This window comes from Methylobacterium sp. CB376, from assembly GCF_029714205.1.
Classification (GTDB): domain Bacteria; phylum Pseudomonadota; class Alphaproteobacteria; order Rhizobiales; family Beijerinckiaceae; genus Methylobacterium.
In genome coordinates this window covers 105,368-119,699 of the sequence record NZ_CP121648.1, presented here as the reverse complement: position 1 = coordinate 119,699, position 14,332 = coordinate 105,368, and the positions used below count along the sequence as shown (strand labels likewise).

The window sequence follows — 14,332 nt, the reverse complement described above, 5'->3', positions numbered from 1 at the left end:
CGGAACGCGCATGATACGGATCTCGTCTCACGCCTCCGCCGCGGGGGCGAGCCCGGCCCAGAATGCGTCGTCCCCCGCCCAGGCCACGGCGAGTTCTGCGAGGTAGCGGCGCCCGGCCTCGTCCCGGACCACGAAGCCGCTCGGATCCGGGAGCAGTTCCTGGAGGCGAAGCGCCGGGCCGTGGGCCGCGAGGTCCTGGCCGAGGAGGTCGATCGCGAGCGGGCTGTCAGCCGCCAGCAGCACCTCGGTCTCGCCGCGTCCCGCGAAGGCGTAGAGGAGGGCGGGGAGCCCGGCCTCGCGCGCGAAGCGGCGCCAGATCACGAAGCGCTCGGCCCCCCGGGCGGCCGCGAGGCCGGCGCCCACGGCCTCCCGCGGCGTCCAGCGCTCCGGGCCGAGGACGGTCTCGCCGAGGAGGAGCCGCGGCAGGTGGCGCCACTCCGCCACCTCGCGGGCGAGCGGCGGGATCGGCGCCATCAGGGATGGGCGGCCGAGGCAGAGGGACACCGAGGACAGGAGCCAGGCGATGCGGTCGAGCCCGGCGAGGGAGGCGGCGGTGCGGGCGGCCGGGACGAGCCGCTCGGGCAGGCCGGCGGCGTGCAGGGCCGGCCGGCCGCGCGCGTCGCGGCCGATCCCGAGCCCGCGCAGGGCCTCGCCGCCGCCCGCGAGCGGGTCGAGCGCCCGCCGCGCGCTGGCGGGCCGGGCCGTGACGTTCGGCGCCCGGTGGTTGCGGATGGCGATGTCGCAGAAGCGCACGGGGTGGCGCGCCTCGATTCCGCGCAGGGCGCCCCGCAGCCAGTCGAGGAAGGCGTCCGACCCGTCCAACGCCGCGCCCAGGAGGGCGGCGAAGCGCCCGTGAAAGAAGGCGGGCTCCGGCGTGATCCCGCCGAGCCGCAGGCGCCCGTCCGCATCGACGAGGAGGAGGGCCGAGCCCGCGGGAAGGGGCTCCCCGCCCGGGCCCGGCTCAGGCTCCGGCTCCGGCTCCGGCAGGGCGAGGCGGCGCGCCGCGGGATCGGGCGCGAGGACGCGCTCCCAGCGCCCGAAGGCCTCGCGGGCGCGCCGGGCGAGGTCGCTGCCGGGCGGGGCCGCCGCGCGCTCCTCCCAGGTGCGGGCGCGGCGCCCGAGGCCCGCCTCCGCCTCCGCCTCCGGCGCGAGGAAATCCCCGAGGGGAACCGTGCAGCCCGGGGCGATCGGGCCGAAGAGGCGCTCCGTCTCGATCTCCGCCTCGACGGCGCCGAGGCCGAAGCGGTCGAAGGCCCAGGCCGCGCGGATCCGCGCCTCGATCGCGGCGGCGAGGTCCCGCGACAGGGCGAAGCGGAACGGCGCCGTGCGGTCGAGCGCGAGCACGTCCGCCCCGTCCGGCAGCGCCAGGCCGTAGCCGGCCAGCAGGGCGGCCACCGGCGCCCGGGCCGCGTCGAGCCGCGCCCGCAGGGCCTCGGCCGAGAGGGTCTCGATCCCCGCCTCGATCTCCGCCGCGATCCGCGCGAGGGCGGCGCGGACCGCGCGCCAGCTCTCGGCCTCGCCCGCGGGCAGGGCGGCGACGATCCCGTCGAGGGCCTGCCAGGGATCCGCGTAGAAGCCCGGCAGGGCGGTCGACGGGGACAGGATCCCGGCGCCGATCCAGGCCTCGACCCAGGCCCGCGCGGTCTCGTCCGGGAGCGCCGGATCGCGGCGGCGCAGCGCGTCGGCGATCGCGTCGGGCGCCGCCTCCTCCCCGGGCGCCAGGGCGGCGCGGAGGTGGCCGAGCGGCGCGTGGTCGGCGACCTGCCGGGTGACCCAGATCCCCTCCGCGACCGTGCCGAACAGCCACGCGGCCCCCGCGCGCCGCAGCGTCGGGTTGAGGCGCCAGGCGGTCGCGTCGATCCAGGGCCGGGCGCGGCCGCGCGCCTCCAGGATCCGCGCGAACAGGTGCAGCACCGGGGCGACGCGGGTGACGGCCGGGGCGGGCGCGACCGCGAGCGGGCCCCGCGCGCACCATCGCGCGTCCTCGCCCCCGCCCACGTCCTCTCCCCCGCCCGCGTCCTCGAGGACGATGCCGGCCCAGAGGCCGTTCGGCGTCGCGCGGCCGACCGCCCGCATCAGGTAGCGGTGCAGGCTCGCGGCGAGCCGGCGCCGGCCGCGCGCGTCGCCCGGCGGATCCGTCAGGCGGCGGAAGACCGAGGGACTGGCGAGGCAGAGGGCGCGCCGAAAGCGCTCCTCGCGGGCGACGGCCTCGAGGGCCGCCCCCGCGCGGGCGAGTTCCGCCGCGTGCGCCGCGTCGATGCCGGCCCGCTCGGCCGCGTGGGCGAGGCGGGACGCGGCGGCTCCCCGAACGGCCTCGCCGAGCGAGGGATCGCCCCAGAGCCGCCCGACCGCCGCGGCCGGCAGGGGGCGCGCCGAGCGCCGCAGGGCCCGCGCCAGGTCGAGGAGCGCCCCGCGCCGCGCCGGATCCTCCGCGCCCCGCAACGCCGCCCGCACCTCGCCGGCCAGGGCCGCCCCCTCGCGCAGGAGCGCCTCGTCCCGCGCGATCCAGGCATCGACCCGGTTCGTCAGGGCCGCCGCGCGCAGCGGCGCCAGGGTCTCGATCGGCCAGCCCGCGACGCGCAGGATCGCCGGGCCGAGCCCCCGCACCGCGCTCATCCGGCACCCTGCCGGATCGCCCCGCGATCCGGGTGCCGGGCCGGGTGGAAGGCGCCCGGATGCGGCTCGGGCAGGGCGCCGCGCAGGAGGCTGCGGCCGTCCCAGGAGGCCGCCACGGCGCGCACCAGCGGCACCGCGCGGGCCTGGCCGAAGCCGTGCCGGTTGAGGGTGAAGAGGGCGGCCGTCGCCAGGAGGGCCCGCAAGCCGCAGGCGAGGCGCCCGCGCTCCCAGCTCCGCAGCAGCCCGGCCGCGAGCTGCCCGGCCGCCTCTCCGTAGGCGTCGAGGATCGCCGCCTCCGCCGGGCCGGCGCTGGTCCGGAGCCCGTCGAGATGGATCGGCGGGGAGGCCGGGAGCGGCGGCGCGTCCCCGGCGGGCGCGCCCTCGGCCGGCGCCCGCAGCAGGACGAGGAGGTTGCACCACGTGTCCCAGACCTCGGCGCCGTCGCCGAGGCTGCGCCACGCCGTCTCGTTGAGGATCGCGGTCAGCAGCGACGGGTAGGGGATGGTCAGGGCCTTCTCGGCGATGAGCCGGTCGACGGCGATCCAGAGCCGGCTGTCGGCCTCCCAGAACCCGTGCACGGCCTCCATGGCCTGCGCCCCGCCGAACAGCCGCGCCTCCGGCTCGTAGACGCTGACGAAGTGCCGCGTGACCCTGCCCTCGGCCACGTGCCGCGCGAGGATCGGGCGCAGCTCCGCGAGCAGCCGGTCGCGGTCGCCCCGGAAGCGCAGGCGCAGGTCCGGCGGCTTGCGCTGGAACAGGAAGGCCGAGAGGAGGCGCGTCCTGCGCCACCCGGGCAGGGCGTCGCCGATCTCCCCGAGGAGGGCGCGGGCGGCCGGCAGCGCCGAGCCGCGCTCGCGGGACAGGCCGACATTCACCTGCAGCCAGGAGCGGCCCGCGCGCGCCATCGGGTCAGGCCCCCGGACGCAGGCGGGCGGTGCCGACCGCGACCTGCGCGGCGGCGAGGCGGTCGATCTCGGGGGCGAGGCTCTCCTCCAGCAGGCGCACCAGGGTGAAGTCCCGCATCGCCTCGGCGAAGCCGGCCGGATCGAGGCCGCTCTCGGCGAGCCAGCCCGCGAGATCCTCCGCCGCGGCGAGCCCGAAGCACAGCCGGAACTGGCTCTCCGTCTCCCGGACCTGCTCGGGCGTGGCGCGGAGCCCGAGCCGCGCGGCCTCCCGCCGGGCGAGGAGCCGCAGCAGGGCCTTCTTGCGCACGACGGCGACGGTCTCCCCGCAGGCGGTGAGCGGCTCGACCGGGCGGGGGCCGAACCAGCCGGCGGCGCCGGGGCGATCGGGGGCGAGGGCGTCAGGCACAGGCGGCCTCCGGGAGCCGCGGCCGGGGAATCTGGGCTTCGGTGGCCGGCTCGGGCTCCGGATGGAGTTCGAGCAGGCGCTGGCGCAGCAGGGCGGTGAGGGTGTCGCGGGTGCGGCGCAGGTCGTCGGGCGAGGCGCCGGGCCCGGCGAGATCGCGCAGGATCTCGGCGCTGGTGCGAAAGCCCGGCGTCTCGCCGAGGCGGCGGAACCACTCCGCGTCGAGGACGAGGGCGCCGCGGCGCGAGGCGATCCGGCAGAGGCCGCCCTCCCGGCGCACCCAGGCGGCCGGGTTCCAGGCGAGGCGCAGGCGGCGCGGGTCGGCGGGGCCGGGCAGGTCGAGCCGGTCGGGCAGGTCGCGGCCGAACCACGCGCCCGCCGCGCAGAGCGCCCATTCCTCCGGGGCCGGCCACAGCACCGGGGGCCAGGCGTGGCAGCGGGCGAGGAGGGGCCCCAGCCGCGCTCCGGCCTCGTCGAGCAGGGCGGCGATCTGCGGCCGGGTGAGCCCGGGCGTGCTCTCCCAGGCGGTGCCGACGCCGAACAGGAAGTCGCGGCCCTCCGTGGGGACGAGGAAGCGGATGCCGTAGGCGTCCGGGTCGGCGAAGTAGGGGGTGTCGGTCAGGATCTCCAGCTCGTGCACGTCGAGGGTGCAGCCCGGATCGTCGAACAGCTCGGCATTCTCCTCGAAGAAGGCGAGGGTGCGCCGGGCGCTGGCCTCGGTCTCGCCCGGGAAGCCGACTATCGAGAAGACGTGGAAGCGGATCCCGGCCTCGCGGCAATGGCGCAGGACCGGCGCCGCGTGCTCGACCCGGATGCCCTTGCGCATCCGGTCGAGGGTGTCCTGGTCGGCGGATTCGAGGCCGAAATAGAGCCGCCGCATCCCGACCCGGGCGAGCCGGTCGCAGAGGTCGCGGGTGAAGCCCGGCTCCAGCCGCGCGTAGCCCGAGAAGACGCAGTCGGTGCGCCCGCGCGCCTCCAGCGCCTCGGCGACGCGCCCGAGCACGCGGGGGGGCAGGGCCTCGTCGGCGAGGAGGAAGTGGCGGCAGCCGTGCCGCTCGGCCAGGTGGTCGATGTCCTCCGCCACCGTCTCGGGCCGCCGCAGCCGGTAGCGCTTGGGCGAGATCCGGTTGATGAAGGGTATGTCGCAGAAGCTGCACTCGTCGTGGTAGCAGCCCTTGCCCAGCATCACCGGCAGGACGAGGTGCGGGCTGAGGTAGCGGTCGAGGGGCAGGCCGTCGAAGTCGGGCGTCGGGTTGGCGGCGTAGTCCTCGACCCGCGTCGGCGTGGCGACGACCCTGTCGCCCGCGCGGTAGAGCAGGTTCGGCACGCGCCCGAGATCCCCGTCGCCGGCGAGCGCGTCGAGGAGGGCCAGCATCGCCGCCTCGCCCTCGCGGGTCACGACGGCCTCCGCGAAGGCCGCGAAGAAGGCCGGGCAGCCGGCGAGGGCCTCGCCGACCTTGGCGATGGCGGTGCCGCCGAGCACCACCCGGTGCCCGCGGGCCCTCAGCCGCCGCGCCAGCGACAGGCCGGGGATGAGCTGCCAGCGCAGGGTCAGGGAGATGCCGACGAGGTCGTAGGCCCCGCCCGCCTCCAGCCGGGGGAAGACCTCCTCGCTCCAATGCTCCTCGAACAGGTTGGCGGCCGGGTCGGCGGTCACCGCGAGGAGGTCGGACAGGCGGCTCGGATCGACCCCCTCGACCTCGTAGCGCAGCACCTCGGTCTGGTAGCGCAGGCGCCGGGGCGCGGCCGCGGAGACGAGGTCGAGGGCGTCGTAGATCCGCTCGCGGGCCGCGTTGAGCCGCCAGGGATCGGCGAAGCGCACCGGGTCGCGGATCGTCGCGAGCGCGTCCTCGATCGTGTCGGGCAGGTCCGGCGCCAGGGCGGCGAGGCGGCCGAGGGCGGAATCGGGCTCGGGGCGCGGGCGGGCGGCGAGCGCGGCGGCGGCGCGCCGCAGGCGCTCGGGCCGCAGCAGGGCCAGCACGCCCTCGAGGTCGAGGTCGAACAGGTCGACCGCCACCCCGGCCGGGCGCAGGGCCGCCGCCAGCGCGGGCAGCGGCAGGCGCGGGGCGCGCGGGTCACCCCCGGGGGGATAGATGAGAGCGACCCTTGCCATGGGGACCGATAAGGACGCGGGGAGTCACGGGCGATCCGGCGCGGGGCGGCCGTCCCGCGCCGGAACCGGCTCACCAGGGGCACATCACGGTCGAGGACATCACCTTGCCGAGATCGGGAAGACCCGGCTTGCTGTGCGTCAAGGATGCCGTGAGCGAGCCGATATTGAAGCTCGGGATCTGCACCACGCCCGGCAGCTGAATGCCGCCGCCGATGCCGGCGCCGCCCGCCACCGCTTCCAGCGCCGCGCCGCTCAATTCCTCGTCCTTGCCGGCCGACGACGCCGCGAGACCCGACTTCAACTTCTGCACGTCTTCGTCGGGCATCTTCGTCTGGGCCAGAATCTCGGGCCGAAGATAGTAATAATTACCACCTCCATCGGTGATCACCAAGCCGTTCGGCTGTTGATTTTGCTCGGACATCCGGCCTCTCCCGATTTTGCTGGGCACTACGAAACAATAATACTCCTTACTCAACTGGTACGCAACAGAGGAGTCGAGGTTCACCAAGTCGAGCCCGCGAGTTCCGCTTCGGGCGCTTGCGGTTCCATGGCGCACAACTCGCTCGCATGCCGCCGGTCGGCGCGGGACTCGGCCGGCCCCGGCTGCGCCAGCACGAGCTGGAGGAGCCGGTGCCCGATCAGGTCGTGGAGGGCGCCGCGCAGGCGCTCCTCCGGGGCGTCGTCCGGGCGGACGAGGCCCGCCGCGACGCAGTCCCGGATCAGATCCTGCATGGTCCGCACCCGCTCGGCCCCGAGGGCCCGGAAGGCGCGCTCGTCGAGTTCGACGGCCTTCCAGCGCGAGGCGACCTGCACCCGCCCGTCGCGGCGCAGCAGGGCGGCGGCGGGATTCCAGGTGAGCCGGAAGGGCACGCCCGCCTCGGGCAGCGCGGTGCGGTAGGGGAAGGCGCCCTCCGGGTAGCGGCTCGCGTAGAGCAGGGCGTATTCCTCGAAGCCCGGCCAGAGGTGCATCGGGGCGTTGTGGAAGCGCGCGAAGAGGCGCCGCAGCACCGTGTTGTAGCGCTCCACGAGGTCGATCACCCGCGCCTCCGACAGGCCGCGGCTGTTGTCCCAGCCGCCGCGCAGGCCGATGACGAAATCCTTGGCGAGGGCCTCCCGCGGCAGCCCGAGCCCGAGCGCCTCGGCCTCCGCGAAGTAGCGCGTGCGCAATTCGAGGCCGAACGGGTGGAGGTCGAAGCTGTTGCCGGGATGGTCGATCAGGTCGGCATGGTCCTCGAAGAAGCCGAGGGTGCGGCGCGCGCTCGCCTCCGTCTCCTCCGGGAAGCCGATGATCGAGAAGACGTGGAAGTGGATCCCGGCCTCCCGGCAATGGCCGAGCACCGGGCGGACATTCTCCAGGCGGATGCCCTTGCGCATGTGGTCGAGGGTGGCCTGGTCGCCGGATTCGAGGCCGAAGAAGAGCTTGCGGAAGCCCATGCGGGCGAGCTTGGCGCACAGGGGCGCGGTGAAGCCCGGCTCCAGCCGCGCGTAGCCCGTGAAGGAGAGGCCGCGGGACGCGGCCTCGGCGCCGAGGGCGTCGGCGACGCCGTCGAGGAGGCGCGGCGGCAGCGCCTCGTCGGTGAACTCGAAGTGGCGGCAGCCGAAGCGCGCGTTGAGGGTGAGGATGTCCTGCGCGATCCGCTCGGGCCGGCGGATCCGGTAGGGCTTGCGCGAGACGTGGTTGATGAAGGGTATGTCGCAGAACTTGCAGGCGTTGAAGTAGCAACCCTTGCCGACGAGGATCGGCAGGATCGGCGCAGGGGCGAGGTAGCCGGCGAGCGGCAGGCCGGCGAAGTCCGGGGTCGGCAGGGCATCCACGTCCTCGACGTGGGTCGGCCCCATCCGCACCCGCCCCTCCGCCACGTGCAGGAAGTTCGGGACCTTGGCGAAGTCGCGCGCCCCGTCGAGCTGGGCGGCGAGTTCGAGGATCGCGGTCTCGCCCTCGTAGGCGATCACGCCGTCGGCGAAATGGGCGAAGAAGTCCGGCCGGGCGAGGAGTTCGCTCACGAACTTGGTGAAGACGGTGCCGCCCAGCACCACGAACAGGCCCCGGGCGCGCAGGCGCCGGGCGAGGGTGAGCCCGGGCAGGATCTGCTGGCGGTTGACGATCGAGATCCCGACGAGGTCGGGCCGATCCGCGTCGAGGGCCGGGAAGAGGTCGCTGCGCCAATGCGCCTCGAACAGGTTGGCGTCCGGGTCGGCCGTGACCGCGATCAGGTCGCCGAGACTCTGCTCGTCGACGCCCTCGACCTCGTAGCGGATCGGGCAGAGGTCGTAGCGGACGGGGCGCGGCGCCGCCGCCGAGACGAGGTCGAGCCCGTCGAGGATCGTCTCGCGGGCGGCGTGGAAGGCGTGGACGTCGTAGAAGCGCTCCGGGTCGCGCAGGGTCGCGAGGGCGCGCGGCACCGCCTCGACCAGGGCCTCGCCGCGGGCGAGGAGGCGCGCGGCGCCGCCGTCCCGCGCCCCCCCGCGGCGGAGGCGGGCGAGGGACGCGGCCACGCTCTCGGCGCCCAGGAGCGCGGTGAGGCCCCCGATATCGGCGTCGATCAGGTCGGTCCGGATCCCGGCTTCCCGCAGCACCGCCGCGAGGCAGGGCAGGCCGAGATGCGGCGCGCGCGGGTCGGTCGCGGGCGGGAAGATCAGGGCGACGCGCATGCATCCTCCCGCAGGGCCGCCGCCGGCACGGGCGAGGGCCAGAGCCGCTCCGGATCGAGGGCGACCGGGCCGAAGCGCGCGAGGTAGAGGCGGGGCGAGACGTAGACGCTGACCGCCGGCCGCGCCCCGTGCCGCTGCAGGGAGGCCCAGCCGTGCAGGCCCTCCTCCCCGTCGAGCCCGCCGGGGGCGAGCGCCGCCAGGGCGGCGCGGTAGGGGGCGGCGGGCAGGCCGAGGCGGTCGAGCGCCCGCGTCAGCCGCGCGGCGAGCACCGCGTCGGATCGGGCGCAGTGCGGGTAGAGGCGCAGATGCGTGGTCACGTGCGAGGGCTCGGCGCGGCCCGGGCGCAGGTGGAAGGCGGTGAGCGCGCCGCGCCGGATCGGGCCGTCCCCGGCGAGCCCCCGCACGAAGGCCAGGACCTCGCCGGAGAAGGCGGGATCGTGGGGTGCGGCGAGCGTCTCCGGCCCCGCCCAGCCGTGCCGGACGTAGAGCTTCACCCGCGCCTCCGGGCCGGGCACGAGGTCGAGGCTGAGGAAGAGCGGCTCGTCCTCGGGCGCGAGCCGCGCGGCGAGGCCGGGCCAGGCCGGGGCGAGGCCGAGGCGGTCGAGGGCGGCCTCCGCGGTCGCGCGGGCGCGCGCCCGGCCCGGGGCCATCAGGTGCAGGTAGACCTTGAACCAGGGCGCCCGGCCCGGCGCCAGGACGGCGCCGTGCCAGAGCACCCCCGCCGCCCGCGGGTCGGGCCGCGCGAAGAGCGGCAGCAGCGAAGCCAGCCGCGACAGGTCCGCCCCGTGGCGTTCCGCCAAGTGCTCCGAGAGGGCGCGCGCCGCCGCGAGATAGCGCGCGGGCGTCGCCGGGCGCCCCTGCGCCTCGACCGTGACGCGCACCTCGCGCCGGGTCCCGTCGAGGACCAGCGAGGCGTCGAAGCCGCTCGCGTCGGCCCCGAGCCCCGACCAGGGCGGCGGCGCGGCGAGGGGCTCGTCGGCCCAGGAGGCCGCGAGGAGCCGGGCGCAGGCCACGGCCTCCTCGCGCGCGGCCGGCGGGAACCCCGCCGCCGCCGCCACCGCCCGCAGGGTCCGGGCGGCGGCCTCGAAGCGGGTGGCGGCGCCCATCAGCCCTCGACCCGGCACACGACCCGGCCGAGCCGGACCGGCGCCGCCTCGGCCGAGGCGGGCGCCGCCTCCGCCGCGGGCGCCTCGCCCGGGACGCCCTCCGGCAGGCGGCGCAGCTCCACCGTGAGGAGGTTGACGGGATCGGGACAGTTCAGCACCACCCGGTCGGCCGGCCCCCAGGGCACGGCGCCGCCGAATTGCAGCATCAGGATCGCCGGATGGGCGGCGTGGTAGAGGTAGCCGCACATCCCGGCCGTGTTGCGGGCGCTGACGGGCAGCACGTCGCCGACCCGGTGCCCGGCATTGCAGGTGCCCCGGATGCAGGTCACGGTCGCCTGGACCGGATGTCCCTTCTCGCGGTTCATCGGGCCGCCTTTCGTGTCACGCGGGATCCGGCCGTCGCCAAGCGACCAGGTCCCCGAACCGAGCCTCGCGTCAGAGGCGCAGGGTCTCGCCGTGCTCCGGCACCAGGACGGGCCGCTCCGTGCCGACGCGCAGCGCGCCGAGGCTGAAGGCCGGCAAGGGGGAGGCCGGCGACTCGGCCGCCGCGCGCCGCGCGAGGCTCTGCTCCCGCTCGGCGATCAGGGCCTCGCCCAGCGCCGGCTCGGTGACCAGCGAGACGTAGCGCTGCTCGTGGCGAAGCACGAAGCCGAGCGAGACGAGGTGGCCGAGGCGCTCGCGATCCGCCTCCGGCACCCGCGGCTCGGAGACCGGCATCTGCACCGAATCGAGCACCCGGGCGAGGTCCGGCGCGAGCAGGCAGGCGCCGACCTTGGCGCAGCGCCGCGTGTCGGTGACCTGGAGCCAGCCCCCGCCGAGGCGCTGCAGGCTCAGCCGCGGCGGCCCGCCCGGGGCCGCCCAGGCCTCGGTCCAGGCCTGGACCTGCCGGTCGAGGGCCGCCACGAGGTCGGGCGCGTCCATGAACTCGGTGCGGTACTCGCCGAAGAAGTGCAGGGCGATCCGCTCCGCGTAATCCCCGTAGAGTTCGTAATAGGCCTGCCAGGCCCGCAGGCCGGTGATGCCGAACCGCTCCGGCTCGTTGTGGTAGGGCGAGTAGCGGGAGATCCGGATCGGGCCCCAGCGGGTCGGCGGCCGCAGGTGCTCCAGGAGCGGCAGCAGCGGCAGCATCTCCTCGTAATCCGCGCGCGTCTCGCCCGGGATCGCGGTCAGGATGTTCCAGATCACGCGCAGGGAGCGGGTCGTGGCGTCGCGCAGGACGCGGATGTTGTCGATCCCGCTCACCCCCTTGTCCATGCTCTTGAGGATCCGGGTCGAGAAGGACTCGATCCCGGGCTGGATCTCGAAGATGCCGGCGCGCACGAAGCGGTCGAGATCCTCGGGCCGGATCGGCGACTTCACCTCGTAGCTGAGCGCGCAGGGCGTGCCGCGCTCGGCGAGCGCGTCGAGCACGCCCTTCGGGAAGTCCTTCGCCATGATGTTGTCGCTGGCGTAGAACTTTCCGACCCCGTAGCGCCCGATCAGTCCCTCGAGCTCGCTCACGACCCGCTCCGGGGACTTGGCGCGGTACTGCGTGCCGGGGAAGTTGTAGCCGCAGAAGGTGCAGGTCTTCTTGTCGCCCCACCAGCAGCCGCGCGAGGATTCGAAGATCAGGAAGTGCGGCGCCGTCGCGGCGACCGGGTCGGTCGCCTTCAGGGGTGCGAGTTCGGCGAAGTAATCGTCGTAATCGGGGGCCGGCACGTCGTCGAGGCGGGGAATGCCGCGCCCGCGGATGATCCGGGTCGCGGGCAGGGTGCCCTCGTCCACGAGCCTGCGGCAGAAGCGCGGGAACTCGATGTCCGACTCGCCCGAGAACACGGCGTCGAACACGCCCGTCAGCTCGATCAGCGCGCTGCCGATCGGCTCCGCCGCGTTGGCGCCCCCCAGCACCGTCACGATGTCGGGCCGCAGCCGCTTGACCTCGCGGGCGAGGGCGATGCTCGCCATGGTCTGCTGCACCATGGTCGAGAAGCCGACGATGCGCGGCGCGCCGGCCACGAGCCGCCGCGCCGTCTCGGCGATGAAGTCCGGAATGGCCGCGACGACGCGGGCCACCTCCTCGTCCTCCGGCGCGGCCGGGCGCACGAGCTGGCGCAGCTTGGCGTCGGCCTCCGCGTCCTGCCGCAGCAGGGCGAGGATGCGCTCCAGCGCCTCCGCCTTCTCCGGGAAGGCTGCCCCGAGGAAGATCGCCTCGCCGATCAGCGTGCGCGAGCCGGCGATGCGGGCGCAGAGATCGAACCCGAACCGCGCCGCGAATGCCAGATTTGCGTAGTGAACCCGCGCGGAGAGGCCAGCCCGTCGCAGAGCCGGCACAAGAACGCTCGGCCCGAGGGTCGGAATGCCGGGATAGAGAACCGGCGGCACCACCAGAAGAACCTGTTCCGAGAATGTCACAGGGGTTGCTCCGCCGCGATGGTGCCGAAGCCGACTTGTGGAGACTAACTGAAATCTTGGTAGAAAGTAAAGTCCCGCAACCTGGGATCAGTGCCGCCCGGTCACAGCCTGGGCTGTACCGCGCGCAGGATCGCCTGCGTGCTGTCGATGAACTGGAGCGCTTGGCGTGTCTTCCCGGCCGCGAGCGGGGAACGCGAGCAGGTATCGGACAACTCTCCGAGCCGGCGGCGCTCGGTGTCGAGGATCTTGAGCGCGTTCTCGACGGCGAAGCGCAGCACGCTGCGCAGGGATTCGTCGTCGCCGAAATCCGTGATCTCACCCTCGATGGTGATGAGCGATTCGTATCCCTTCAGCTCGTCGGAGATCTGCATGAGCGAGCGCAGGGTCGAGCGCAGGCAATCCCCGTCCGGGGCGGACAGGTCCGGGCTCTGGGCCGAGCGCGCGACGTCGCTGAGCACGGCGGTGAACAGGGGCTTGATCCGCGCGACGCTGGCGAGGTCCCCGTCGGAGAGCACCCGCGCGACCGCGCCGGGCGGGAGCGCGAGGAGCAGGAGGGCCGCCAGCGCGGCGGGCCGCGGCGGCCGGGCGGGTCGGGCCCGCCGCCGATCTGCGCCAAGTGCACTCCGCATCGCGGACTCCTCCCGGGCACTCTGTCCCAGTCCGGACCGGGTCCGGCAAGGTTCAGGGTGGTCACGGGGCGAAATTCTACTACACTCGGCCGCGCGTGTACCGGCCATCCGGAGGAGATTCCGCGCGGCGCCGCAACGGCGATTGCGGGCCGTCTCTGCGGCCGGGAGCGACCCGGTCCGGGCGAGGCGCCGTGAGTCCATTGCCGTGAGTTCCTTGCCGTGAGCCCCTCGCCGTGAGTCCCTCGCCATGAGTTCATCCCCGCAGCGGGCATTCCGGCCGATCGCGCTCGAGCGCGCCGCCTCGCCCGAGCAGCTCGACCACCTCGTCCGCATCACCAAGCCCGCCGACTGGATCCTCGCCGGCACGGTGGCGCTGCTGCTCGTCTCGGCCCTGACCTGGAGCGTGGTCGGGCGCGTGCCGACGCGCGCGGCCGGCGAGGGCATCCTGGTGAGCGTCGGCGGGCGCGTGGTCGACGCGGTCTCGGCCGCCTCGGGCCGGCTCGCGGCGATCGAGGTGGCGGCCGGCGACCGGGTCGTCCAGGGCCAGCCGGTGGCCCGCATCGCCCAGACCGACATCGAGGAGCGCCACCGCGCCGCCGTCGAGGTCCATCGCGAGCGCGAGCGCGAGCACGCCACCCTGCGGGCCAAGGTCAAGGACGAGCTCGCCGCCAAGGCCCGCAACTTCGCCAAGTTGGAGGAGGCCTTCGACCAGATCGTCCACGCCACCGATCAGCGCATCGAGTATCTGTCGACCGAGGTGAGGAACCTGGAGACGCTGCTCGGCAAGGGCATCACCACGCGCCGGGTGGTCGAGGACCGGCGCCGCGAGCTGACGGAGGCGCGCCAGCGGCGCGAGGACGCGCAGAACGAGGTGCTGAAGCTGCGCACCCAGAAGACCGATCTGGAGACCCAGCGCGAGCGCGAATTGCAGGACTCGCAGTTCCGCCTCAACGACACCCGCCGCCAGATGGAGCAGCTCGCCGGGGAGCTCGGCCGCAACACCCAGGTGCTCAGCCCGATCGACGGGCGGGTCCTGGAGGTCAAGGTCTCGCCGGGCTCCGTCCTCACGGTCGGCATGCCGGTGATCGCGGTCGAGAGCGAGGGCAAGGCGCTGGAGGCGGTGGTCTACATCCCGGCCGACAAGGGCAAGACCGTGAAGCCCGGCATGGAGACCCGGCTCGAGCCCAGCACCGTCAAGCGCGAGGAATACGGCACCCTGGTCGGCAGCGTGGTGTCGATCTCCGACTTCCCGATCACCCCGCAGGGCATGGCGGCGGTGCTGCACAACGACCGCCTGGTGAGCCGCTTCTCGCAGGAGGGCGCGCCCTACGCGGCCCTGGTGCGGCTGCAGCCCGACCCCGCGACGGCGAGCGGCTACGCCTGGGCGGTGGGGCGGGGCCCCGACCTGCGCCTGACCAGCGGCACGCTGGTGCGGGCCGAGATCACCACGCGCCAGCACCGCCCGCTCGACCTCGTCGTGCCGATGCTCAAGCGCCTCACCGGCCTCGCCGGGTAAA

Annotated in this window: 11 protein-coding genes; 1 reads left to right on the top strand and 10 read right to left on the bottom strand. The window is 75.1% G+C overall.

Annotation, left to right across the window (positions count from 1 at the left end; translation table 11 throughout):
- Window positions 1-27: 27 nt before the first annotated feature.
- The 10 genes from QA634_RS00520 to QA634_RS00475 all read right to left on the bottom strand — a co-directional run bounded on the left by QA634_RS00520 (window position 28) and on the right by QA634_RS00475 (window position 12,815).
- A complete protein-coding gene (locus QA634_RS00520; protein WP_012330106.1) occupies window positions 28-2,616 on the bottom strand; it encodes a lantibiotic dehydratase in 2,589 nt (862 codons plus the stop codon).
- A complete protein-coding gene (locus QA634_RS00515) occupies window positions 2,613-3,521 on the bottom strand; it encodes a thiopeptide-type bacteriocin biosynthesis protein (RefSeq protein ID WP_012330105.1) in 909 nt (302 codons plus the stop codon). The genes QA634_RS00520 and QA634_RS00515 overlap by 4 nt, the downstream gene beginning before the upstream one ends.
- A 4-nt stretch (window positions 3,522-3,525) precedes the next feature.
- The gene (locus QA634_RS00510) at window positions 3,526-3,927 is read right to left on the bottom strand and encodes a hypothetical protein (RefSeq protein WP_012330104.1); all 402 of its coding nucleotides are present in this window, start codon (window positions 3,925-3,927) and stop codon (window positions 3,526-3,528) included.
- On the bottom strand, window positions 3,920-6,037 hold the full coding sequence (locus QA634_RS00505) for a B12-binding domain-containing radical SAM protein (RefSeq protein WP_012330103.1): 2,118 nt from the start codon (window positions 6,035-6,037) through the stop codon (window positions 3,920-3,922). Before QA634_RS00505 ends, QA634_RS00510 begins: the two co-directional genes overlap by 8 nt.
- 70 nt (window positions 6,038-6,107) lie before the next feature.
- Entirely contained in the window at window positions 6,108-6,458 is a 351-nt protein-coding gene (locus QA634_RS00500; protein ID WP_043700706.1) for a hypothetical protein, read from the bottom strand.
- Between the two features lie 80 nt (window positions 6,459-6,538).
- Window positions 6,539-8,689 carry a B12-binding domain-containing radical SAM protein gene (locus tag QA634_RS00495; RefSeq protein ID WP_012330101.1) on the bottom strand — a complete coding sequence of 717 codons (2,151 nt, stop codon included), beginning with the start codon at window positions 8,687-8,689 and terminating at the stop codon, window positions 6,539-6,541.
- Entirely contained in the window at window positions 8,674-9,795 is a 1,122-nt protein-coding gene (locus QA634_RS00490; RefSeq protein ID WP_012330100.1) for a tryptophan dimethylallyltransferase family protein, read from the bottom strand. Before QA634_RS00490 ends, QA634_RS00495 begins: the two co-directional genes overlap by 16 nt.
- A complete protein-coding gene (locus tag QA634_RS00485) occupies window positions 9,795-10,160 on the bottom strand; it encodes a TIGR04076 family protein (RefSeq protein WP_012330099.1) in 366 nt (121 codons plus the stop codon). Before QA634_RS00485 ends, QA634_RS00490 begins: the two co-directional genes overlap by 1 nt.
- 70 nt (window positions 10,161-10,230) lie before the next feature.
- Entirely contained in the window at window positions 10,231-12,186 is a 1,956-nt protein-coding gene (locus QA634_RS00480; protein ID WP_012330098.1) for a RiPP maturation radical SAM C-methyltransferase, read from the bottom strand.
- 101 nt (window positions 12,187-12,287) lie between these two features.
- Window positions 12,288-12,815 (bottom strand): hypothetical protein, encoded by a 528-nt coding sequence (locus QA634_RS00475; protein WP_012330097.1) that lies wholly within the window; start codon window positions 12,813-12,815, stop codon window positions 12,288-12,290.
- A gap of 247 nt (window positions 12,816-13,062) precedes the next feature.
- Here QA634_RS00475 and QA634_RS00470 point away from each other — a divergent pair, with 247 nt between their 5' ends.
- Entirely contained in the window at window positions 13,063-14,331 is a 1,269-nt protein-coding gene (locus tag QA634_RS00470; RefSeq protein WP_012330096.1) for an NHLP bacteriocin system secretion protein, read from the top strand.
- The last annotated feature ends 1 nt before the right edge of the window (window position 14,332 follow it).

Excerpts from the sequence above, each read along its gene's own strand:
- QA634_RS00520 (WP_012330106.1), bottom strand. The coding sequence starts at position 2,616 with ATGAGCGCGGTGCGGGGGCTCGGCCCGGCGATCCTGCGCGTCGCGGGC.
- QA634_RS00515 (WP_012330105.1), bottom strand. The coding sequence starts at position 3,521 with ATGGCGCGCGCGGGCCGCTCCTGGCTGCAGGTGAATGTCGGCCTGTCC.
- QA634_RS00505 (WP_012330103.1), bottom strand. The coding sequence starts at position 6,037 with ATGGCAAGGGTCGCTCTCATCTATCCCCCCGGGGGTGACCCGCGCGCC.
- QA634_RS00500 (WP_043700706.1), bottom strand. The coding sequence starts at position 6,458 with ATGTCCGAGCAAAATCAACAGCCGAACGGCTTGGTGATCACCGATGGA.
- QA634_RS00495 (WP_012330101.1), bottom strand. The coding sequence starts at position 8,689 with ATGCGCGTCGCCCTGATCTTCCCGCCCGCGACCGACCCGCGCGCGCCG.
- QA634_RS00490 (WP_012330100.1), bottom strand. The coding sequence starts at position 9,795 with ATGGGCGCCGCCACCCGCTTCGAGGCCGCCGCCCGGACCCTGCGGGCG.
- QA634_RS00485 (WP_012330099.1), bottom strand. The coding sequence starts at position 10,160 with ATGAACCGCGAGAAGGGACATCCGGTCCAGGCGACCGTGACCTGCATC.
- QA634_RS00475 (WP_012330097.1), bottom strand. The coding sequence starts at position 12,815 with ATGCGGAGTGCACTTGGCGCAGATCGGCGGCGGGCCCGACCCGCCCGG.
- QA634_RS00470 (WP_012330096.1), top strand. The coding sequence starts at position 13,063 with ATGAGTTCATCCCCGCAGCGGGCATTCCGGCCGATCGCGCTCGAGCGC.